The sequence below is a fragment of the Xanthomonas sp. WHRI 8932A genome, assembly GCF_035012785.1.
Lineage (GTDB): Bacteria > Pseudomonadota > Gammaproteobacteria > Xanthomonadales > Xanthomonadaceae > Xanthomonas.
On the sequence record NZ_JAYGQQ010000006.1, the window covers coordinates 247,247 to 269,106 of the forward strand.

Here is a 21,860-nt window from a genome sequence, read left to right on the forward strand (position 1 = left end):
CAGAAGCGGCGACTATGCAGCGGCACACCGTGCAAGCGCCGTGCTGTGCGCTCGTTGCCGCCATGAATACGTATGCAGTGATGCGTCAGGGCAGGGTGCGCGTCTACCATGGCGTACGGCACCTGGGAGGGTCCGCGACCGTGGCACGCCTGTGCCGCGCACCACAACGCGTGCAACGAGGGAGGAAGGCCGACGGCACAAGCCGTCTCGCCGCTTCGATGCTGAAGATGATCTGCATGGCTGCAACGCTCGGCGTTGCGGCAAGCTCGCCGGTATTGGCCGACGAGTTGGAATTTCAGGGGCGCCGCGCACATGCGCAGGCGCTGGACGATGGGAGCTTTGTGTTGCGCTGGCCGCAGGGCGAGCGCCGCATTGCCGCACAGCCGATGCGCACGCACACCGCCAGCCCGATGTTCGACGCCTTGTTTGCGTTGGCGCAGCAGGAGATGGCCGACGACCGTGTCGATGCGATCCGCGATCCGGCCTTCAACGCTGGCAAGCCGGTGCCGTGCAACTGCTTCGAGACCGGCGAACGCTGGCCGTATGTGTGGACGCGCGATGTCAGTTTTGCCGCCGATCTGGCGTTGGCGCGGCTGGAACCGCAGCGCACACGCAATGCCTTGCGCTTCAAGCTGTCGGCCGCACGCGATGGGAAGACCCCTGGCGTGTTCGTGGCGCAGGACACCGGCTCCGGTGGCAGCTGGCCGATCAGCAGCGACCGCGTGGTGTGGTTTCTGGCCGCACGTGGATTGCTGGACGACACACAGTTTGCTGAAGACGTCTGGCAGGCGCTGCAGGCGACGATCGCGCAGGATCGCGATGCGGTATTCGATGCGCAGATCGGCCTCTACCGTGGCGAAACCTCGTTTCTGGATTGGCGCGAGCAAACCTATCCGGACTGGACGCGGGAGAACGTGGTCTTCATCGCCGAGTCGTTCGCGCTATCGACCAACGTTTTGCATTACCAGGCGCTGCGCTTGGCCGAGCAGCTGGCACGCCAGCATGGCGACGCACGCGCTGCCGACTACGCACAGTGGGCCGATGCATTGCGCCAGACCATCGATGCACGCTTCTGGGATGCAGGCAGCAGCCAGTATGTGAGTTATCTCGGCACGGCGGCGCATCCGGTGCGCTATGCCAAGGTCGATCTGCTGGGCGTCTCGTTGGGCGTGCTGGCCGATGTGTTTCCCGCAGAGCGCGCACGCACCGCGCTGCGAAACTATCCGGTGGTTGCTGGTGGCAGCCCGGTGGTGTGGCCGCAGGAAGCGGCGCAGCCGATCTATCACAATCGCGCCATCTGGCCATTCGTCAGTGCCTATGCCTTGCGCGCTGCCCGTGCGCTGGACGATGCGCCGCGCATTGCATTGGAGCTGCAATCGCTGATGCGCGGTAGCGCGCTGGCTGGCTCCAACATGGAAAACTACGAGATGCAGAGCCTGGCCGTGCATGTGGAAGATGGCGTGCGCAGTGGCCCGGTGGTGAATTCGCCGCGTCAGCTGTGGTCGGTTGCCGGCTATCTTTCTGCGGTGCTGGATGGCGTCTTCGGCGTGTCTGCCGATGGCAGCGTTGCCCCGAAATTGCCGCGCAGCCTGCTGCCGCTGCTGTTCGGCGACCGCGAGCGGATCGTGCTGGAGCAGGGCACACGTCGGTACGAATTGCTGCGCCCGACAAACGAAGAGGGCGACTTACTGGTGGCCGGCCGTGTTACCCAGCAGGGCCAGACCACGCAGGTGCAGTTGGTCGGTCGCAAAGCCGATCTGGCCGCGCCACCGCAGCCGGTACAGGTGTTTGCACCGGAAACGCCAGCGATGCCGGTCGCGCAACGGCGGGGCAGCGGTCACCGCATCGCCATTCCCGCTGGCGCGACGCTGTACATGGATGGCCGTGCGTTGGACGCCAGTGAACATTGGGATCTTGCCGATGACGGCGTGTTGCATGTGCTCAGCCTGACCCGGCGTGTGGCCGGTCTCGAATCGCTGCACAGTCCTTCGTTGACGCTTGGTCCAGCGCAGGAACTGCGCGGCAGCCAAGTTTGGACGTGGCAGCCGTCGCGTAGCGGCCCGCATCGCGTGTCGCTGCGCTATCGCAACGACAATGGCCCGATCAACACCGGCGTCACTGCCGCAGTGAAGCAGCTGGTGCTGGAATGCCCAGGAAAAGCTGCGCAATCGCATGTCATCGTGATGCCGCATAGCGTGGGCGAGCAGATCTCCACGCAGGCGACGTTCGATGTGGTGGCGGGGCAGGCCTGTGCGTTTCGGCTGGACGATGGTTTCAACATGAGCGCGTTGAAGCATTTTGCGCAGTACAACGGCGGCCGTGGCGGTCGTGATGGGGTGGTCAATACGGCGCAGATCAGCGCGTTGATCGTCGGGCCGGCAGCCATCGTGGAGACAGCGCAATGACCGCCAAACCACGCCTGAGCTTCTGGCAGATCTGGAACATGTGCTTCGGCTTTCTCGGCATCCAATTCGGGTTCGCGCTGCAGAACGCCAATGCCAGCCGCATCTTCCAGACCCTGGGCGCGCAGGTCGACGATGTACCGGGGTTGTGGATCGCTGCGCCGCTCACCGGGCTGATCGTGCAGCCCATCATCGGCTATCTGTCCGATCGCACCTGGACGCCCTGGGGCCGTCGGCGCCCGTATTTCATGGTGGGCGCGGTGTTTACCACGCTGGCGCTGCTGGTGATGCCCAACGCGCCGGTGCTGTGGATTGCCGCCGGCACGCTGTGGGTGCTGGATGCATCGATCAATATTTCGATGGAGCCATTCCGCGCACTGGTGGGCGACCAGCTGCCACCCGCGCAGCGGCCCACCGGCTATGCGATGCAAAGCTTCTTCATCGGTGTTGGTGCGATCGTGGCGAGCTTCCTGCCGTGGCTGCTCACGCGCTGGGGCGTTGCCAATACCGCACCGCCGGGGCAATTGCCCGACAGCGTGCGCTACGCGTTCTACCTGGGTGCGGCGGTGTTGTTCCTGTCGATCGCATGGACCGTGCTACGCACCCGCGAATACAGTCCCGCGCAGCTGGCAAGCTTCGACGATGCGCACCCTCCCGCTGCAACGCAAATGGGCAGCGGTGCGCTGCCGTCGCAGGCATCAAGTGCAGCATGGTGCGTTGCTGGCGTGTTGCTAGCTGCGGCCATCGCCTGGCAGCACGGCGATCGCATGCTGTATGTGCTGGCCGGCCTGTGCATCGCCTATGGCGCGTTGCTCGCGTTGACGCGTGTACTGCCGGGCACCAGCATGCTGGTCGTCATTGTGCAGGACTTGCGCAGCATGCCGATGACCATGCGACGTCTGGCCTGGGTACAGTTTTTCTCTTGGTTTGCGCTGTTTGCGATGTGGATCTACACCACCGCAGCGGTGACGCAGGTGCACTTCGGCGCGACCGATACGGGTTCGGCAGCCTATAACGATGGTGCGAACTGGGTGGGTGTGCTGTTTGGCGCCTACAACGGATTTGCAGCGCTGGCAGCGTTGATCATTCCTTTGCTGGTGCGTGCGATTGGCCTGCGCTGGAGCCACCTGTGCAACCTATGGCTGGGTGCTGCGGGCTTGCTGTCGATGTTGGTGATTCGTGACCCGCAGTGGTTGCTGCTGTCCATGCTGGGCGTCGGTTTTGCCTGGGCATCGATCCTCTCGCTGCCGTACGCCTTGCTGTCCGACAGCGTGCCCGCCGCCAAGATGGGCGTGTACATGGGCATCTTCAATTTCTTTATCGTGATTCCGCAGTTGGTCGCTGCCAGTGCGCTGGGCTTTGTGCTCCGCGTCTGGTTGGGTGGCCAGCCAATCTATGCATTGGCCATTGGCGGGCTCAGCCTGTTGATTGCAGGCGTATGCGTGGTGCGGGTCCCCGTCGCCTCGGGAGGGCAGTGATGCGTAGTGCGATCTATCTGGCATTGACGATGTATGCGGGCGTGGCGCTCGCCGCGCCTGCTTCCAAGGAGTATTACGGCACCCTGGAGCCGTTGGCCGCCGATGCGGTGTATTTCGTGGTCACCGACCGCTTCGTCAACGGCGATACCGGCAACGATCAGCGCGAGCAGGGCGGTGCGCAGCGCACCTTCGATGTGCCCACACCGTGCGCCGATGGAAGCGACGACAACATCGGCTACCTCGGCGGCGACTTCAAAGGCATTGTCGAGCAGGCCGACTATATTCGCGACCTGGGTTTCGGCGCGGTATGGATCACGCCGATCGTCGACAACCCGGACCAGGCATTTACCGGCGGCAAGCCGATCACCTGCGGCAGCACGCTCAGCGACCACGGCAAGACCGGTTATCACGGTTACTGGGGTGTCAACTTCTACACGCTGGACGAGCATCTCCCCAGTCCGGGACTGGACTTTGCCGGCTTCACCCGCGCCATGCACGCCAACAAGCTGAAGGTGGTGCTGGATATCGTGGGTAATCACGGCTCGCCGGCCTACACCATGCCGGTGGCGCAGCCCGGTTTCGGCAAGCTCTACGATGCCAGTGGTCGCTTGGTTGCCGATCACCAGAATCTGCCGCCGGCGCAGCTGGATCCGCAGCACAACCCATTGCACGCCTTCTACAACACCGGTGGCGGTCTGGCGGAATTGTCCGACCTCAACGAGAACAACCCGGCGGTGCTCGATTACCTGGCCGGTGCGTATCTGCAGTGGATGGAGCAGGGTGCCGATGCATTCCGTATCGACACCATCGGCTGGATGCCGGACCGCTTCTGGCATGCCTTCGTTGCGCGCATCCGCGAAAAACGGCCGGGATTTTTCATGTTTGGCGAGGCGTTCGATTACAACGCCGACAAGATTGCCGGCCACACCTGGGCACGCAACGCCGGTGTGAGCGTGCTGGATTTCCCGTTGAAGCAGCAGCTGTCGGCAGCCTTCGGCCACGCGCAAGAGGGTTTCGAACAGCTCGCCAAACCGTTGTTTCTGCGTCAGGGGCCGTATGCGAACCCGTACGAGTTGATGAGTTTTTACGACAACCATGACATGGCGCGGCTGGATGCCAGCGACACCGGCTTTATCGATGCACACAACTGGCTGTTCACCGCGCGCGGCATCCCGGTGATCTATTACGGCTCGGAAATCGGCTTCATGCGTGGGCGGGCGGAGCATGCGGGCAATCGCAATTACTTCGGCGTCGAGCGCATTAAAGCAGCACCGCAAAGCCCGATCTTCGGCCCGCTGAAACAGATCGCCCGCGTGCGCCGTGAGACGCCCGCGCTGCAGCGCGGCGTGCAGGTCGACGTAATGTTGCGCGGCAATCAGGCTGCTTTTTTTCGCGTCTATCAGCATGCAGGAACCAGCCAGACCGCCCTGGTGTTGCTCAACAAGGGCGATGCGGCCGCAAACATCGAAGTGACGCGCTTTCTGCAGCCGGGCACGTGGCGTGATGCGATGAGTGGTGAGCAGGTGTCGGTGCAGCGGCACCTGCGGCTTCCGGTGCCGGCGCATGGTCTACGCGTGCTGCTGTCGGATGCGCCGATCACCGACCCTGCGTTACGCAAGCAACTCGACGTCCAGATGGCCGATCAAGCCGTCCGCGACGCCCGCAACAGGTAGGAGCGCACCCGGGCGCGATGGGACTTAATCGGTAACGCCTCGTCGCGCCCGGGTGCGCTCCTACGATGCATCAATGGTCTGCCGCCACTATCGCAGCCCGCCGTGCATGCTCTAACGATTCCCGATTCCCGATTCCCGATTCCCGAATCCTCAACGCGTTCCAGGCACATCAGCGGCTCGCCCACGCCCGCCATCGCCGGTTTCCGCCGCCGCGGCCGGCGACCAGCCCAGCGGTGGCTGCAACCCGCTGCTGCGCGAAGAATCGCGTAATGCCAGCCGCACCGGGATCGTGCGGCTCTGCGCCGCATCGCCACGGATCAGCGCGACCAGGCTTTCCACCAACAACGCGCCGGCCTGCTTGGTGTCCTGTTGCACGGTAGACAGGGCCGGCGCAACCGATGCGGCCAACGCAATATCGTCGAAGCCGCTGATCGCCACGTCCTGCGGCACGCGTAAACCGCGTTCGCGCAACGCGCGCATCGCACCGATCGCAATCAGGTCGCTGGCTGCACACACCGCATCGAAGGCCTTGCCGCTCTCCAGCAGCGCCAGGCATGCCGCATGGCCCGACGATTCGGTGGTGATCGCATCGAACTGCAGCGCGGCATCGGCGACCAGATCCTGCTGCGCCAGCGCCGCGACGTGGCCCCGGTAGCGCTCTTCGAATTCGGGGTAGTGATTGGACGCATGGCCAAGAAACGCAATGCGTCGGCACCCCTGCGCCAACAGGTGCTCGGTGATGTCCAGCCCGCCCTGATAATTGTCGCTGCCGATGGAAATGCCCGGCTGGCCCGGCAATGCCGCGCCCCAGCGCACGAAGTGCGTGCCTTGCTCCACCAGCAACTGCAGCCGCTGGCGCGATTCCTGATAATCGCCATAGCCCAGCAAAATAATGCCGTCGGCCTTGTTGCTGTCTTCGTAATCGGCCTGCCAGTCCTTGGACAGTTGCTGGAACGACACCAGCAAGTCATAACCCTGCAGCGCGCAGGCGCGCGTGATCGAGCCCAGCATCGAGTGGAAGAACGGGTTGATCAGCGAATCGTCGGCGGTGGGGTCTTCGAAGAACAGCAGCGCCAGCGTGCCGGCGTTGCGCAGCCGTAGCGAGGAGGCGTTCTTGTCGACCTTGTAGTTCAGCTCGTGCGCGATACGCAGAATCCGCTTGCGCGTTTCCTCGTTGACCATCGGGCTGCCGCGCAACGCGCGCGAGACGGTCGGCTGCGACACACCGGCCAGGTAGGCGATATCCAGCGAAGTGGCTTTACCCTTGATGGTCATGGTCGGCAACGGACAGGACAAGTGGCCGGCATCATGCCACGCGCCCGGTGGCGGCGTGCCGCACTGCGCAGTGGCCGCCTGATTGGTTTACCATTCACGCCCAAGACCCCTTGCGAGAAGGTGGCCCGCGCTCCGCGCCGGCCCAGCGTGCGACATGAGCACTATCACCGCCCACCGTTGATCCGGACCGGCCCCAGCGCAGCCAGCGCCCGCGTGCCGTTGTCCCGCGCAGCACTTCTCGTACGTTCTTTCCGAGCCTGTCCAGCAGTGGGCAGATCTCTCATGGCAGCTCACCGCTGCAGCCAGCCCAGACCTCATTCTTGCCCATGATCAACATCACGCTCCCCGACGGCAGCCGCCGCGAATTCGAATCCTCCGTCTCGGTGATGCAGGTCGCCCAGTCGATCGGCGCCGGGCTGGCCAAGGCCACCATCGCCGGTCAGGTGGACGGCCAGCTGGTCGATGCCAGCGACGTCATCGACCATGACGCCAGCCTGCGCATCATCACGGCCAAGGACGCCGAAGGCGTGGAGATCATCCGCCACTCGTGCGCGCATCTGGTCGGGCATGCGGTCAAGCAGCTGTACCCGGACGTCAAGATGGTAATCGGCCCGGTCATCGCCGAAGGCTTCTACTACGACATCTACAGCGAGCGCCCGTTCACGCCGGACGACATGGCGGCGATCGAGCAGCGCATGCAGGAGCTGATCGCGCAGGATTACGAGGTGATCAAGAAGGTCACCCCGCGCGCGGAAGTGATCGAGGTGTTCGCCCAGCGCGGCGAGGAGTACAAGCTGCGCCTGATCGAGGACATGTCCGACGACATCACCGCGATGGGTCTGTACTACCACCAGGAATATGTGGACATGTGCCGCGGCCCGCATGTGCCCAATACGCGCTTCCTCAAGGCCTTCAAGCTGACCCGCATTTCCGGCGCCTACTGGCGCGGCGATGCCAAGAACGAGCAGTTGCAGCGCATCTACGGCACCGCCTGGGCCGACAAGAAGCAGCTCGATGCCTACATCCTGCGCATGGAAGAAGCCGATAAGCGCGACCATCGCCGCATCGGCAAGGCGCAGGATCTGTTCCATCTGCAGGAAGAAGCCCCCGGCCTGGTGTTCTGGCACCCCAAGGGCTGGTCGCTGTGGCAGGTGGTCGAGCAATACATGCGCAAGGTCTACCGCGACAGCGGCTACGGCGAAGTGCGCTGCCCGCAGATCCTGGACGTGTCGCTATGGCAGAAGTCCGGCCACTGGGACAACTATCAGGACGCGATGTTCTTCACCGAGTCGGAGAAGCGCACCTACGCGGTCAAGCCGATGAACTGTCCCGGCCACGTGCAGGTGTTCAACCAGGGCCTGCACAGCTACCGCGATCTGCCGATCCGTTACGGCGAATTCGGCGCCTGCCACCGCAACGAGCCCTCCGGCGCGCTGCACGGCATCCTGCGCGTGCGCGGGTTCACCCAGGACGACGGCCATGTGTTCTGCCTGGAATCGCAGATCGAAGCCGAAGTCACCGCCTTCCACCAGCAGGCACTGGCGGTCTACACCGCGTTCGGCTTCGACGACATCGAGATCAAGATCGCGTTGCGCCCGGAAAAGCGCCTGGGCGACGACATCACCTGGGACAAGGCCGAAGCCGCGCTACGCAGCGCGCTGGGCGTGTGCGGTGTGGAGTGGCAGGAGCTACCGGGCGAGGGCGCCTTCTATGGCCCCAAGATCGAATACCACCTCAAGGACGCCATCGGCCGCACCTGGCAGCTGGGCACGATGCAGGTCGATTTCATGATGCCGGGCCGCCTCGGCGCCGAGTACGTGGACGAGCACAGCCAGAAAAAGCATCCGGTGATGCTGCACCGGGCCATCGTCGGTTCGATGGAGCGTTTCATCGGTATTTTGATCGAGCATCACGCCGGCGCGTTCCCGTCCTGGCTGGCCCCGGTCCAGGTCGTTGTCGCCAATATCACCGACGCTCAGGCCGAATATGTGGACTCGGTTCGGAAAACCCTTGCAAATCAAGGCTTCCGTGTCAACGCCGATTTGCGTAATGAGAAGATCGGTTATAAGATTCGCGAGCATACGCTGCAACGCGTGCCGTACCTGCTCGTCGTCGGTGACCGCGAGAAGGAAAATGGCGCAGTCGCCGTGCGGACGCGTTCGGGGGAGGACCTCGGGACCATGACGGTCTCTGCCTTCATCGAACGCCTGCAGGCAGAGCAGGCAGCGTGAGCCAACCCCGGCCGGTCTGGATGATCCGGATGCGCCGGTTCGATTCCCCTGGGAGATTGCAATATCAGTACCCCTGACAACAAACAGAACCGCAAGAACCAAGAAATCCGTGTGCCGCGCGTCCGCGTGATCGGCAGTGACGGTGAGATGGTCGGCGTGTTGTCGCGCGACGAAGCGCTCGCCAAGGCCGAGGAAGAAGGCCTGGATCTGGTCGAAATCCAGCCGCAGGCCGATCCGCCGGTCTGCAAGATCATGGATTTCGGCAAGTTCAAGTTCGAGCAGCAGAAAAAGGCCAACGAGGCCAAGAAGAAGACCAAGCAGGTCGAGATCAAGGAACTCAAGTTCCGTCCGGTCACGGACGAGGGCGACTACCAGATCAAGCTGCGCAACATGCGTCGCTTCCTGGAAGAGGGTGACAAGGTCAAGGTCAACATCCGTTTCCGTGGCCGCGAAATGAGCCACCAGGAACTGGGTCGCGAGATGGCGGCACGGATCGAGGCAGATCTGGGCGAAGACATCGTCATCGAGTCCCGTCCGCGCCTGGAAGGGCGTCAGATGGTCATGATGATCGCGCCGAAGAAGAAGATCTGATTCCGCGCCGCGACGGGCCCCGACCGGGTTCGTCAAGGCGGCGAATCCGTCGATTTGCAAGAATTCCCGGCAACGGGTAGACTGCGCGGCCCGGTTTTGCCGGGAGCCGCGCAAGCGGCACAGGACCTGTCCCGATCGTGTTCGATCAAGGACTTACAAGCAGGCAAGGGCAAGGATGGAAAGCGTGGTCGCAAGACTGCCGCCCGTGTCAGTGACAAAACACCATCAAGGACATTGCAATGCCCAAGATCAAGACCAACCGGGCGGCGGCCAAGCGTTTCCGCAAGACCGCCTCCGGCAAGTACAAGTGCGGCCACGCAAACCGTAGCCACATCCTCACGAAGAAAGCGACCAAGCGGAAGCGCAACTTGCGGCAGACGAATCACGTCCGTCCCGAGGACGCAGGCCGTCTCGATCGTATGCTTCCCTATCTCTGAGGACTGAACCATGGCACGAGTAAAGCGTGGTGTGCAGGCGCGCCGCCGCCACAAGAAAATTCTGAATCTGGCGAAGGGCTACTACAACGCCCGTCGTAAGGTCTTCCGCGTTGCAAAGCAGGCGGTCATCAAGGCACAGCAGTACGCCTATATTGGCCGTAAGCAGAAGAAGCGCGTGTTCCGTGCGCTTTGGATCACCCGCATCAATGCGGCTGCCCGCATCAATGGTCTGAGTTACAGCCGCTTCATGAATGGCATGCTCAAGGCTGGCATCACCCTGGACCGCAAGGTGCTGGCTGATATCGCCGTGCACGACGCCGCCGGCTTTGCCGCGCTGGCCGAGAAGGCAAAGGGCGCGCTGGCGGCATAAGTGCGAGTCCCTCGCAAGAGCTCGCACAGAGTAGGTGCGAGTCCCTCGCAAGAGCCCGCACATCCATGTGCGGACTTCTAAAGGGGTAGTCATCGCGACATCGGCACATGCGTGTGCAGATGTCGGCGAGGGAACGCAGATATGCAGGGGGAAGGGCGCGAGTCCTTCCCCTTTTGCGTTTTGGGCCGCCAGCTTCGATTGATGCAAGGGGCTGGCAGCAAGTGAGTGGTCATGCATTCCGGTGCATCCGGAAACACCGTTCGGCTGAGTAGTTGAGGCGCGAGTGCAATGAGTGAGATTCAATCCCTGACCGAGCGCGCGCTGGCCGATGTCGCCGCCGCGCAGACACCGGACCAACTGGAAGCCTTGCGGGTTGCCTTGTTGGGCAAGAGTGGCAGCATCACCGCCCAGCTCAAGCAGCTCGGCACGCTGCCGGCCGAGCAGCGCAAGGCTGCGGGCGAGGCGATCAACCAAACCCGAGATACGCTGAGCGCAGCGTTGTCGGAGCGCAAAACGACCCTGGAAACCGCTGCGCTGGACGCACGTCTTGCCGGCGAGCGCATCGATGTCACTTTGCCGGGCCGCCGTGGCGAGCGCGGCGGCCTGCATCCGGTGACGCGCACGCTCGAGCGCATTGTCGAGATTTTTGCGCGGCTGGGGTACGAGTTGTCCGATGGTCCGGAAATCGAGGACGACTGGCACAACTTCGAAGCACTGAATTTTCCGCCGCATCATCCGGCGCGCGCGATGCACGACACGTTCTATTTCGGCGACGGTCGTCTGCTGCGCACGCATACCTCCGGTGTGCAGGTGCGCTACATGGATGCGCACAAACCACCGCTGCGCATGATTGCGGCCGGCAAGGTGTATCGCTCCGATTCTGATCAGACGCACTCGCCGATGTTCCATCAGGTCGAAGGCCTGCTGGTGGACGAGCATTCAAATTTCGCCGATCTCAAGGGCACCTTGTCCGAGTTCGTGCGCGCGTTCTTCGAGCGCGATTTTGAAATGCGTTTTCGCCCCAGCTATTTCCCGTTCGTGGAGCCGGGTGCCGAAGTGGATATCGCCTGGCAGCAGCCCGACGGCAGCACGCGTTGGCTGGAAGTACTGGGCTGCGGCATGGTGCACCCGAATGTGTTGCGCAGCGTCGGCATCGACCCGGAGCGCTACACCGGCTTTGCGTTCGGTCTGGGCGTGGAGCGTTTTGCGATGCTGCGCTACGGCGTCAACGACCTGCGCGCGTTCTTCGAAAACGACGTGCGCTTTCTCAGGCAGTTTGCTTGACGGCGGGGAATCGGGAATCGGGAGTGGAGCATCGGAGCAGCCAAGCGCGCCCCTAGCCCACCTTCCAAATCTCCGAAGACCTCCCGCTGTTGCGATTCCCGATTCCCTATTCTCCATTCCCGGCTCTCCATGAAATTCTCTGAAAATTGGCTGCGTAGCCACGTTCCGATCCAGGCCTCGCGCGAGGAACTTGCCGCCACGCTGACGGCGATCGGTCTGGAAGTCGAAGACGTCACGCCGTTGGGTGAGGCGCTTGGCCAGGTGGTGGTGGCGCGTATCGTCGAGGCCGTGCGGCATCCGGAAGCCGATCGCCTGCAGGTGTGCAGTGTCGATGCGGGGCAGGGCGAGTTGCTGCAGATCGTGTGTGGTGCGCCCAATGCGCGTGCCGGCCTGGTGGCGCCGTTGGCGCTGGTCGGCGCACAGATCGGCGAGCTGACCATCAAGGCCGCCAAGCTGCGCGGCGTACCGTCCAACGGCATGTTGTGCTCGGCCAAGGAGCTGGGCCTTGATAGCGATGCGTCCGGCCTGTTCGAGTTGCCGGACGATGCGCCGGTGGGTCAAGCCCTTGCGGAGTATCTGGGTTTGCCGGATGCGAGCATCGAAATCAAGCTCACCCCCAATCGCGCCGACTGTTTCAGCGTGCGTGGCATTGCGTTCGACGTGGCTGCAGCATGCGCCAGCGAAGTGGTGGCCTTCGACGCCGGTGCGGTCGCGCCGGTGTCCACGCGGACTCTGGCGGTTGAGCTGGAGGCCGGCAAGGAGGCGCCGCGCTATTGCGGACGGGTGATCGAAGGCATCGACCCGCTGGCGAAGACGCCGGTGTGGCTGGCCGAGCGTCTGCGTCGCAGCGGCGTGCGCCCGGTCTCGCTGCTGGTGGATATCACCCAGTACGTGATGCTGGAGCTCGGTCAGCCGATGCATGCCTTCGATCTGGATACCTTGCATGGGCCGATCGGGGTGCGTCGCTCGCGCAGTGGCGAACAGCTGGCGCTGCTGGATGGGCGTCAGGTCACGTTGGACGACAGCTTCCTGACCATCACCGATGCCGGCCGCCCGGTGGCGCTGGCCGGGTTGATGGGCGGGCTGGACACGCGCGTCACCGACAAAACGCACAACGTATTCCTGGAGTCGGCGTATTTCGATCCGGCCGCGATCATGGGCCGTGGCCGCAAGTTCGGCCTGCATACCGATGCGGGCCATCGCTTCGAGCGCGGCGTGGATCCGGCGTTGCCGCCGCAGGCGATCGAGGTGGCCACGCGTCTGGTGCTGGAACTGGCTGGCGGTACGCCGGGCCCGGTGGTGCACGCGCAACTGCCGGAGCATCTGCCGCAACCCGCGCGCATTCTGCTGCGTCGCGCACGCATCGCGCGGGTGCTTGGCATCCACATCGACGACGCGGATGTCGTGCGCATTCTGAGTGCGCTCGGCATGCAGCTCGATGCGGTTTCCGAAGGCTGGCAGGTCGTTGCGCCGAGCCGTCGGTTCGATATCGCCATCGAAGAAGACCTGATCGAAGAGTTGGCGCGCATCCACGGCTACGACCGGGTGCCGACCACGCTGCCGGGCGGCGCGAGCCGGATCGCGATGCCCAGCGAAACCCAGCTGGACGAGCTGACGGTGCGCCGCCAGCTGGTGGCGCGCGAGCTGCAGGAGACCATCAATTACGCGTTCGTCGATGCAGCGTTGCTGCAGCGTTGGCAGTTGACCGACGGGCTGGTGCCGCTGGCCAATCCGCTCAGTGCCGAGCTGGCCATCATGCGTCCGCGCTTGCTGCCGGGCCTGGTCGCGACACTGGGCCGCAATGCTGCCCGTCAGGCCGGGCGGGTGCGGCTGTTCGAGCTGGGTAAGGTGTTTGCGGCTTCCGCGCAGGCGGGCGCTGCCCCGCAGGAATCCCAGCATGTCGCCGCCGCGGTGTGTGGCGATGCGCTTGCGTTGCAATGGGGCGAGCCCGCGCGCAAGGTGGATTTTCATGATGTGAAGGGCGACCTGATCGCTTTGGCAGCGGCCAGCGGCGCGGTGCTGGAGTTTCAGCCCTCCGCCCAGCCGTTCGGGCATCCGGGTCGGTCGGCCGATATCTATCGCGATGGCGTGTGCATCGGCTGGATCGGCCAGGTGCATCCGCGCCTGACCAAGGCGTTGGAAATCGACGTCGATGTGATCGCTTTCGAACTGCAGCTGGCGCCGCTGGTGCAGCGCGCCCTGCCGCGCGCCGGCGAGCTGTCGCGGTTCCCGTCGGTGCGCCGCGATCTGGCCTTCCTGGTGCCGGACGAGGTGAGTTGGGCGGCGTTGTCGGCCAGCGTGCAGACCACGGTCGGCCCGTTGCTGCGCGAGGTGCAGCTGTTCGACCGGTACGTCGGGCAGGGGGTCGAGCCAGGTTTCAAGAGTCTGGCTATGGGCTTGATTTTGCAGGATAACTCGCGCACTCTCACCGACCGGGACGTGGATGCGGTCGTTACCGATGTGGTGGCCGTGATCGAGCGCGAGCACCGCGCCCGGATCCGGAGTTGAGGCGGTAACCAGGGGATTGGCATGGCATTGACGAAAGCGGAGATGGCCGAACGTCTGTTCGACGAGGTTGGTCTGAACAAGCGCGAGGCGAAGGAATTTGTCGACGCGTTTTTCGACGTGCTACGCGATGCGCTGGAGCAGGGTCGTCAGGTGAAGCTGTCGGGGTTCGGCAACTTCGATTTGCGGCGCAAGAATCAACGGCCCGGTCGCAATCCAAAGACCGGTGAGGAAATTCCGATCTCGGCCCGGACGGTGGTGACCTTCCGCCCTGGCCAAAAGCTCAAGGAACGGGTGGAGGCTTATGCTGGATCCGGGCAGTAATCGCGAACTACCGCCGATTCCGGCCAAGCGCTATTTCACCATTGGTGAAGTCAGCGAGCTATGCGATGTCAAGCCGCATGTGTTGCGGTACTGGGAAACGGAATTTCCGAGCCTGGAGCCGGTCAAGCGACGCGGCAACCGCCGTTACTACCAGCGACACGATGTGCTGATGGTCCGGCAGATCCGCGGCCTGCTCTACGAGCAGGGCTACACCATCGGCGGCGCGCGTCTGCGGCTTGAAGGCGATGGCGCCAAAAGCGAGTCGGCGCTGAGCAACCAGATCATCAAGCAGGTGCGCATGGAACTGGAAGAAGTCCTGCAACTGCTTCGCCGCTAGGAAAACGTGTCGCAAAGCCGCTATAATCGCAGGCCGTCCTAGCGACGGGATGCAGTATCTTCGGGGTATAGCGCAGCCTGGTAGCGCACTAGTCTGGGGGACTAGTGGTCGTCGGTTCAAATCCGGCTACCCCGACCAAACATCGAGCCCATGTCCTTCCGACATGGGCTTTTTTGTTGCGGCGCAACATTGCATTTTTGTGTCCCTGCAGCGGTCGCTCACTATGTAGATCGGCATATCGCAGTGCAGCATGAACCGGACACGAGCGCCCGTTTATTTCGGTCCAGTTCGCTATGGACTTGGGTCACGGAACGATGCTAAGTGTCCGGAAACGTTCCAAATCATTAGCTTGAGATTAGAACGTGGATCACGGTTTTTTAACGCGACCACGACGAACTTGAATCAATAGGCCAACGCCGTCAAAAAAATGGCGTGTCATGCCTTGCGATGCGATCGTTCTGTGCCATAGTGCAGTGCAACACGCTGTACCTTTTCGTGATCCCGATGTTTCTGGGATGAACTTCTCTGTCGTACGTTCGTGCTGGCGCGTTGGCCGGTTGAATGCTGCGCGAGCTCCTGTCCCACCCAACCGAGGCAGCCAGCCATACGCATGAAGAAACTGATCGGACGATTCTGCCAAGGCCTCAGCCTGGCATTGATCTGCTCGATGGCCCTGGGTGCTTGCAGCACCGGGAAGAACATGGCGTCGTCATTGCCGCTTCCCGATCCGCTGGCAATGTCCGCGGTGCAGCCCGAGTATCGACTCTCCCCAGGCGACCTGTTGTTGGTCAAGGTATTTCAGGTCGACGATCTGGAACGGCAGGTCCGCATCGATCAGAACGGCCACATCTCGCTGCCGCTGATCGGCGACGTCAACGCCGCCGGCATGGGTGTCGGCGAGCTGGAAAAGCTGGTCGCCGATCGCTACCGCGGCGGCTATCTGCAGAATCCGCAGGTGTCGGTGTTCGTGCAGGAATCCAATGGCCGTCGCGTGACCGTGACCGGCGCCGTCACTGAGCCCGGCATCTACCCGGTGATCGGTGCCAATCTGACGCTGCAACAGGCCGTGGCGCAGGCCAAGGGCGTCAGCACTGTGGCAAGCCGCGGCAATGTCATCGTGTTCCGCATGGTCAACGGGCAGAAAATGATCGCGCGCTTCGACCTGACCGAGATCGAGAAGGGCGCCAATCCTGACCCTGAAATCTACGGTGGCGACATCGTCGTGGTGTATCGCTCGGATGCGCGCGTCTGGTTGCGCACCATGCTGGAACTGACCCCCTTAGTGATGGTGTGGCGCGCTTACCGATGAGTATGAATTCCGACAATCGTTCCTCGCCGTCGCAGCGTCATGGGCATCTCGAACTGGCCGACGTCAGCTTGCTCGACTACTGGCGTGCCCTGGTGTCGCAGCGCTGGCTGATCATCCTGATCACGATCGCCGCTGTGCTGCTGGCGCTGGTGATCACCTTCCTGATGCCGGAAAAGTATCGCGCCACCAGTACGCTGCAGATCGAGCGTGATTCGCTCAACGTGGTGAACGTCGACAACCTGATGCCGGTCGAGTCGCCGCAGGATCGCGACTTCTACCAGACCCAGTACCAGCTGCTGCAGAGCCGTTCGCTCGCACGTGCGGTGATTCGCGAAGCCAAGCTCGATCAGGAGCCGGCGTTCAAGCAGCAAGTCGAAGATGCGTTGGAAAAGGCAGCCGCCAAGAATCCGGAAGCGGGCAAGTCGGTGGACTCGCGTCAGGCGATCATCGAGCGCAGCCTGACCGACACCTTGCTGGCAGGTCTGGTGGTCGAGCCGATCCTCAATTCGCGCCTGGTCTACGTCAATTACGATTCGCCGGACCCGGTGCTTGCGGCGAAGATCGCCAACACCTATCCGAAGGTGTTCATCGTGAGCACGCAGGAGCGCCGCATGAAGGCGTCTTCGTTTGCGACCAAGTTTCTTGCCGAGCGTCTGGAGCAGTTGCGCGACAAGGTCGAAGACTCGGAAAAAACGCTGGTTGCGTACTCGACCGATGAGCAGATCGTCTCCGTAGGCGACGACAAGCCGTCGTTGCCGGCGCAGAACCTGACCGACCTCAATGCGCTGCTGGCGTCGGCGCAGGATGCGCGCATCAAGGCCGAGGCCGCCTGGCGTCAGGCCGCCACCGGCGATGCGATGTCGTTGCCGCAGGTGTTGAGCAGCCCGCTGATCCAGACCTTGCGCGGCGAGCAGGTGCGCTTGACCAGTGAGTATCAGCAGAAGCTGTCGACCTTCAAGCCGGATTACCCGGAAATGCAGCGCCTGAAAGCGCAGATCGAAGAGTCGCGCCGTCAGATCAATGGTGAGGTCGTCAACGTTCGCCAGTCGCTCAAGGCGACCTATGACGCGTCCGTGCATCAGGAGCAATTGCTCAACGAACGCATTGCCGGTCTGCGCACCAACGAACTCGACCTGCAGAGCCGCAGCATCCGCTACAACATGCTCAAGCGCGACGTCGATACCAACCGTCAGCTCTACGATGCGCTCCTGCAGCGCTACAAGGAAATCGGTGTGGCGAGCAATGTCGGCGCCAACAACGTGACCATCGTCGACACTGCAGATGTGCCTACGTCGAAGACTTCGCCGAAACTCAAATTGAACCTCGCGTTAGGCTTCATCTTTGGCGTATTCCTTGGGTTGGCTGTGGCGCTTGTGCGTTACTTCCTGCGGGGCACCGGGCCGGAAACACGATTGAACTGACATCGTGATGTTGCAAAACAGTGGTTAATTAAAGTGACAACCGATTCAGCGTAGAAAAAGTCGGATCCCGTATGTTTCGGGCTCCCTCGTTTTGAAAGTTTGTCTCTGTTGAAACAAAGGGCTGTCGAGTGATCTGGGGTCGGTAGGTATTACCGCGGTGATCGCTCGACGGAGATGATTGAAAGCTCGCGTGCGATTCGTATGTTCCCCCGCATGCGCCGTATCGAGTTTGGAGGACATCCCCATGCTTTTGGCAGACTTGAGTAGCGCGACGTACACGACATCCTCGCCGCGATTGTTGTCCAAGTACTCGGCGGCAGCCGATCTGGTGCTGCGCGTGTTCGACCTGACCATGGTGGTCGTGTCGGGCCTGATCGCATACCGCATCGTGTTCGGCTCCTGGGTTCCGGCAGCGCCATATCGTGTCGCAATCGCCACCACGCTGTTGTATTCGGTGATCTGTTTTGCGCTGTTTCCGCTCTATCGCAGCTGGCGCGGTCGCGGACTGTTGAGCGAGCTGATGGTGTTGGGCGGTGCCTTCGGCGGCGTGTTTGCGCTGTTTGCGGTGCATGCGCTGATCGTGCAGGTTGGAGAGCAGGTCTCGCGCGGCTGGATCGGCCTGTGGTTCGTTGGCGGCCTGGCATCGCTGGTGGCGGCACGCACCTTGTTGCGCGGCTTCCTGAACCACCTGCGTGCGCAGGGCGTGGACGTCCAGCGTGTGGTGGTCGTCGGTCTGCGCCATCCGGTGATGAAGATCAATCATTACCTGAGCCGCAATCCGTGGGTCGGTATGAACCTGGTCGGCTACTTCCGTACGCCATACGACATTGCCGTGACCGAACAGCGCCAGTCGCTGCCGTGCCTGGGCGAACCGGATGCACTGATCGATTACCTGAAGGAAAATCAGGTCGAGCAGGTGTGGATTTCGCTGCCGCTGGGCGAGCGCGACCATATCAAGCAGCTGCTGCAGCGTCTGGACCGTTATCCGATCAACGTGAAGCTGGTGCCCGATCTGTTCGACTTCGGTCTGTTGAACCAGTCCGGTGAGCAGATCGGCAACACGCCGGTGATCAACCTGCGTCAGGGCGGTGTCGATCGCGATAATTACTTCGTGGTTGCCAAGGCGCTGCAGGACAAGATCCTGGCCGTGATCGCGCTGATGGGCCTGTGGCCGCTGATGGCTGCGATTGCCGTCGGCGTCAAGATGAGCTCGCCGGGTCCGGTGTTCTTCCGCCAGCGTCGTCACGGTCTGGGCGGTCGCGAGTTCTACATGTTCAAGTTCCGCTCGATGCGCGTGCATGACGATCATGGCACCACCATCCAGCAGGCGACCAAGAACGACACCCGCATCACCCGTTTCGGTGCGTTCCTGCGGCGCAGCAGCCTGGATGAGTTGCCGCAGATCTTCAATGTGCTGGGTGGCAGCATGTCGATCGTGGGCCCGCGCCCGCACGCCGCGCAGCACAACACGCACTACGAAAAGCTGATCAACCATTACATGCAGCGTCATTACGTCAAGCCGGGCATCACCGGTTGGGCGCAGGTCAATGGCTTCCGTGGCGAAACCCCGGAGCTGCGGACGATGAAGAAGCGTATCCAGTACGACCTGGACTACATCCGTCGTTGGTCGCTGTGGCTGGATATCCGCATCATCGTGCTGACTGCAGTGCGCGTGTTCGGACAGAAGACCGCGTACTGATGATGGCGGGGAGCGTGCGACCTGGCGCGTCAGGCGTCGCGGGCGGCTGCAGTGCAGCCGCCCCTCTCAAGCAGGCGTGTGCATGCTGATCCGAATGAGCGAGGAAACCCGCGTTCGCTGGCATAACCTGCTGATCGAACTGACGCTGCTGGTCGGCGTGGGCTACAACCTGGTGCTGGCGCTGATCAACGCGAACGTGTTCACCGTGCGTCCGGTGATCACCTACGCTGTCGAGTTCATGATCTACGCGGCCTGCTTCCTGCTGGGCCTGGGCTCGCTGAGCCGTAAACGCATTGCGCTGATCATCAGCGGGCTTGGATTGATCGTGCTGCTGATGTTCGTGCGGTTCCTGGTGAACTGGCAGATCGATCCGAAATTCTTTCGCGATGCCCTGGTGGTGTTCGCGTTTGTGGTGCTGGGCTCTGCCTATACCGGCTCGGTGCCCAAGTTGTTCATCCGCATGACCATCATCGTCTCGCTGGTTGCCGCGTTCGAGCTGGCAATGCCGAGCGCCTACGGCGACCTGGTCAACCCGAAGAGCTTCTTCGTCAACGCGCGTGGCATGAGCGCCGAAGGGTTCTGGAACGAAGACAGCAACCTGTTCGTCAGCGCCACGCGGCCGGGCGAACGCAACTTCTTACCGGGTTCCAATCTTCCGCGCGCTTCCTCGATGTTTATCGAGCCGGTGACGATGGGCAACTACATCTGCTTCTTTACCGCCATCGTGCTGGTGTTCTGGCGTTGGATGCGGCCGGCGGCGCTGGTCTTGTCGGTGGGGTTGATCGGTTTCATGATCGTCGCCTCGGATGGACGATTGGCGGCGGGCACCTGCGTGCTGATGGTGTTGCTGACGCCGCTATTGAAACGCCTGGATCAGCGATTGGCGTTTCTGGTGTTCTTGCTGGTGATCATGAGTGCGTGGCTGCTGGTGTGGATCACCGGGATCACGGCCTACCAGGACACCACCATGGGCCGGATATTTTTCACCGTTTACTCGATGAACAACCTGTCGTTCGAGTCCTGGCTGGGGCTGGATTTTGCGCAGGCCTACCGTTACTTCGACAGCGGCATTTCGTACTTCATCGCGTCGCAGTCGATCGTCGGGGTGCTGGCGTTCCTGTTGTCGTATTCGTTCCTGCTGCTGATGCCGAGCAAGGAAGGCCAGCTGTTCAAGAACCTGGCCATCTTCGCTTTTGCGCTGAGTCTGCTGGTGTCCAACGGCTACTTTTCGATCAAGACCTCGGCGCTGTGGTGGTTCGTGTGCGGCTGCCTGTGGCATATGCGTCCGACCTGGTCTGCGTCGGCGGTCTCCGCTGCTTCGATCAAGGATGATCCAACGGTTGATGGCGCGCAGTTGCCATTGCCTGCGGGAGCGGGGCGATGAGTTCGGCCGCAGCGTCGTCGTCGGTCGCGTCTGATTCCGGCGTGCGGATCGCAGCCGGCGGGAAGGCCCGCGATCCGCGGATCGATGCGGCCAAGGCCATCGCGATCTTGCTGGTGGTGTTCTGCCATGCCAAGGGCGTGCCGCATGACATGACCTTGTTTGCCTACAGCTTCCACGTGCCGCTGTTCTTTTTGGTGTCTGGCTGGTTGGCCGCTGGCTATGCGTCGCGTACCACCAGCATGGCGCAGACGATCACCAAGCAGGCGCGCAGTCTGCTACTGCCGTATGTCACGTTCTATCTGTTGGGCTACGCGTACTGGCTGCTGACCCGCAATATCGGTGAGAAGGCCGCGCGCTGGGGAAGTCACCCGTGGTGGGAGCCGATCGTGTCGCTGTTTACCGGGATCGGTCCGGATCTGTATGTGCAGCCGCCGCTGTGGTTTTTGCCGGTGATGCTGGTCACTGTGGTGAGCTACGTATTGCTGCGCCGCTTGCTGCCGCCGCTGGCGATTGCGGCGGCGGGATTGGTGCTGGCGTGGTTCTGGATGAACTGGTTCCCGGCGCAGGGAGTGCGGCTTTTTTTCGGGCTCGATGTGCTACCGGTGTCGTTGTGCTTCTACGCGCTGGGCGCGCTGTTGATTTACGTGTCGCCGCGTCTACCGACTTCGCTGCCGGTCAGTGCGCTGGTGACCGTTGCATTGGCGCTTGCGGTGGCGTGGCTGGCGCAACGTAACGGGCGTATCGACGTCAACATGCTCGGCTTCGGCCGCGACCATGCCGTATTCCTGCTCAGTGCGGTGCTGGGATCGTTGATGGTGATCTGTGCGGCGCGGCTGGTGCAGAGCTGGAGCTGGGTACAGTGGATCGGCCGCAATACCTTGCTGATCCTGTGCACGCATATGCTGGTGTTCTTCGTGCTGTCCGGTGTTGCCGCGGTGGCGGGCGGATTCGGTGCAGGGCGGCCGGGCCTGGGTTGGGCGGTCTTCGTGACGGTGTTCGCGCTGGTCGCGTGCGTACCCATGCGCTGGTTGTTGATGCGTTTTGCTCCCTGGGCCTTGGGTGCGCGCACGGTGGCGGCATGACCGGCGCCGCGGCATGACGACTGCTCCGTATCCCCCGCAAGCCGGACACGACAAAACC

Annotated in this window: 17 protein-coding genes and 1 tRNA gene; 17 read left to right on the forward strand and 1 reads right to left on the reverse strand. The window is 62.6% G+C overall.

Annotated elements, in window-relative coordinates:
- Positions 1–218: 218 nt before the first annotated feature.
- Genes VC212_RS11850 through VC212_RS11860 form a run of 3 tightly spaced genes read left to right on the forward strand, consistent with a single transcriptional unit; the run spans position 219 to position 5,553 of the window.
- Complete coding sequence (locus VC212_RS11850) at positions 219–2,405, forward strand: Six-hairpin glycosidase-like protein (protein WP_323514905.1); 2,187 nt, start codon at positions 219–221, stop codon at positions 2,403–2,405.
- Positions 2,402–3,880 carry an MFS transporter gene (locus tag VC212_RS11855; RefSeq protein WP_323514904.1) on the forward strand — a complete coding sequence of 493 codons (1,479 nt, stop codon included), beginning with the start codon at positions 2,402–2,404 and terminating at the stop codon, positions 3,878–3,880. The genes VC212_RS11850 and VC212_RS11855 overlap by 4 nt, the downstream gene beginning before the upstream one ends.
- On the forward strand, positions 3,880–5,553 hold the full coding sequence (locus VC212_RS11860; protein WP_323514903.1) for an alpha-amylase family glycosyl hydrolase: 1,674 nt from the start codon (positions 3,880–3,882) through the stop codon (positions 5,551–5,553). Before VC212_RS11855 ends, VC212_RS11860 begins: the two co-directional genes overlap by 1 nt.
- 150 nt (positions 5,554–5,703) lie before the next feature.
- Here the strand turns inward: VC212_RS11860 and VC212_RS11865 are convergent, their stop codons facing one another.
- The gene (locus VC212_RS11865) at positions 5,704–6,828 is read right to left on the reverse strand and encodes a LacI family DNA-binding transcriptional regulator (protein ID WP_323514902.1); all 1,125 of its coding nucleotides are present in this window, start codon (positions 6,826–6,828) and stop codon (positions 5,704–5,706) included.
- 326 nt (positions 6,829–7,154) lie between these two features.
- Between VC212_RS11865 and thrS the strand changes: the two genes are divergently transcribed.
- The 14 genes from thrS to VC212_RS11935 all read left to right on the forward strand — a co-directional run bounded on the left by thrS (position 7,155) and on the right by VC212_RS11935 (position 21,802).
- Complete coding sequence (gene thrS / locus VC212_RS11870; RefSeq protein WP_323514900.1) at positions 7,155–9,059, forward strand: threonine--tRNA ligase; 1,905 nt, start codon at positions 7,155–7,157, stop codon at positions 9,057–9,059.
- Between the two features lie 63 nt (positions 9,060–9,122).
- Positions 9,123–9,650 carry a translation initiation factor IF-3 gene (gene infC, locus VC212_RS11875; RefSeq protein WP_074052463.1) on the forward strand — a complete coding sequence of 176 codons (528 nt, stop codon included), beginning with the start codon at positions 9,123–9,125 and terminating at the stop codon, positions 9,648–9,650.
- Between the two features lie 239 nt (positions 9,651–9,889).
- Entirely contained in the window at positions 9,890–10,087 is a 198-nt protein-coding gene (gene rpmI, locus VC212_RS11880) for a 50S ribosomal protein L35 (protein ID WP_006449141.1), read from the forward strand.
- A 10-nt stretch (positions 10,088–10,097) separates the two neighbouring features.
- Positions 10,098–10,457 carry a 50S ribosomal protein L20 gene (gene rplT, locus VC212_RS11885; protein WP_006449140.1) on the forward strand — a complete coding sequence of 120 codons (360 nt, stop codon included), beginning with the start codon at positions 10,098–10,100 and terminating at the stop codon, positions 10,455–10,457.
- 288 nt (positions 10,458–10,745) lie between these two features.
- The gene (pheS, locus tag VC212_RS11890; RefSeq protein WP_055851500.1) at positions 10,746–11,741 is read left to right on the forward strand and encodes a phenylalanine--tRNA ligase subunit alpha; all 996 of its coding nucleotides are present in this window, start codon (positions 10,746–10,748) and stop codon (positions 11,739–11,741) included.
- Positions 11,742–11,870: 129 nt separating this feature from the next.
- Positions 11,871–14,249: a phenylalanine--tRNA ligase subunit beta gene (pheT, locus tag VC212_RS11895; protein ID WP_323514899.1), complete on the forward strand. Its 2,379-nt coding sequence runs from the start codon at positions 11,871–11,873 to the stop codon at positions 14,247–14,249.
- Positions 14,250–14,270: 21 nt separating this feature from the next.
- Entirely contained in the window at positions 14,271–14,570 is a 300-nt protein-coding gene (locus tag VC212_RS11900) for an integration host factor subunit alpha (RefSeq protein ID WP_002811076.1), read from the forward strand.
- Positions 14,551–14,907 (forward strand): MerR family transcriptional regulator, encoded by a 357-nt coding sequence (locus VC212_RS11905; protein ID WP_005995911.1) that lies wholly within the window; start codon positions 14,551–14,553, stop codon positions 14,905–14,907. Before VC212_RS11900 ends, VC212_RS11905 begins: the two co-directional genes overlap by 20 nt.
- A gap of 61 nt (positions 14,908–14,968) precedes the next feature.
- Positions 14,969–15,045 (forward strand) — tRNA-Pro (locus VC212_RS11910).
- Between the two features lie 472 nt (positions 15,046–15,517).
- Positions 15,518–16,216 carry a polysaccharide biosynthesis/export family protein gene (locus VC212_RS11915; protein WP_055851503.1) on the forward strand — a complete coding sequence of 233 codons (699 nt, stop codon included), beginning with the start codon at positions 15,518–15,520 and terminating at the stop codon, positions 16,214–16,216.
- Positions 16,198–17,637 carry a GumC family protein gene (locus tag VC212_RS11920; RefSeq protein WP_115562387.1) on the forward strand — a complete coding sequence of 480 codons (1,440 nt, stop codon included), beginning with the start codon at positions 16,198–16,200 and terminating at the stop codon, positions 17,635–17,637. Before VC212_RS11915 ends, VC212_RS11920 begins: the two co-directional genes overlap by 19 nt.
- 244 nt (positions 17,638–17,881) lie before the next feature.
- Positions 17,882–19,336 carry an undecaprenyl-phosphate glucose phosphotransferase gene (locus tag VC212_RS11925; protein WP_055851505.1) on the forward strand — a complete coding sequence of 485 codons (1,455 nt, stop codon included), beginning with the start codon at positions 17,882–17,884 and terminating at the stop codon, positions 19,334–19,336.
- A gap of 94 nt (positions 19,337–19,430) precedes the next feature.
- Positions 19,431–20,720, forward strand: a complete 1,290-nt coding sequence (locus VC212_RS11930) for a polysaccharide biosynthesis protein GumE (RefSeq protein WP_323514983.1) — start codon at positions 19,431–19,433, stop codon at positions 20,718–20,720.
- On the forward strand, positions 20,717–21,802 hold the full coding sequence (locus VC212_RS11935) for an acyltransferase family protein (RefSeq protein ID WP_311240516.1): 1,086 nt from the start codon (positions 20,717–20,719) through the stop codon (positions 21,800–21,802). Before VC212_RS11930 ends, VC212_RS11935 begins: the two co-directional genes overlap by 4 nt.
- The last annotated feature ends 58 nt before the right edge of the window (positions 21,803–21,860 follow it).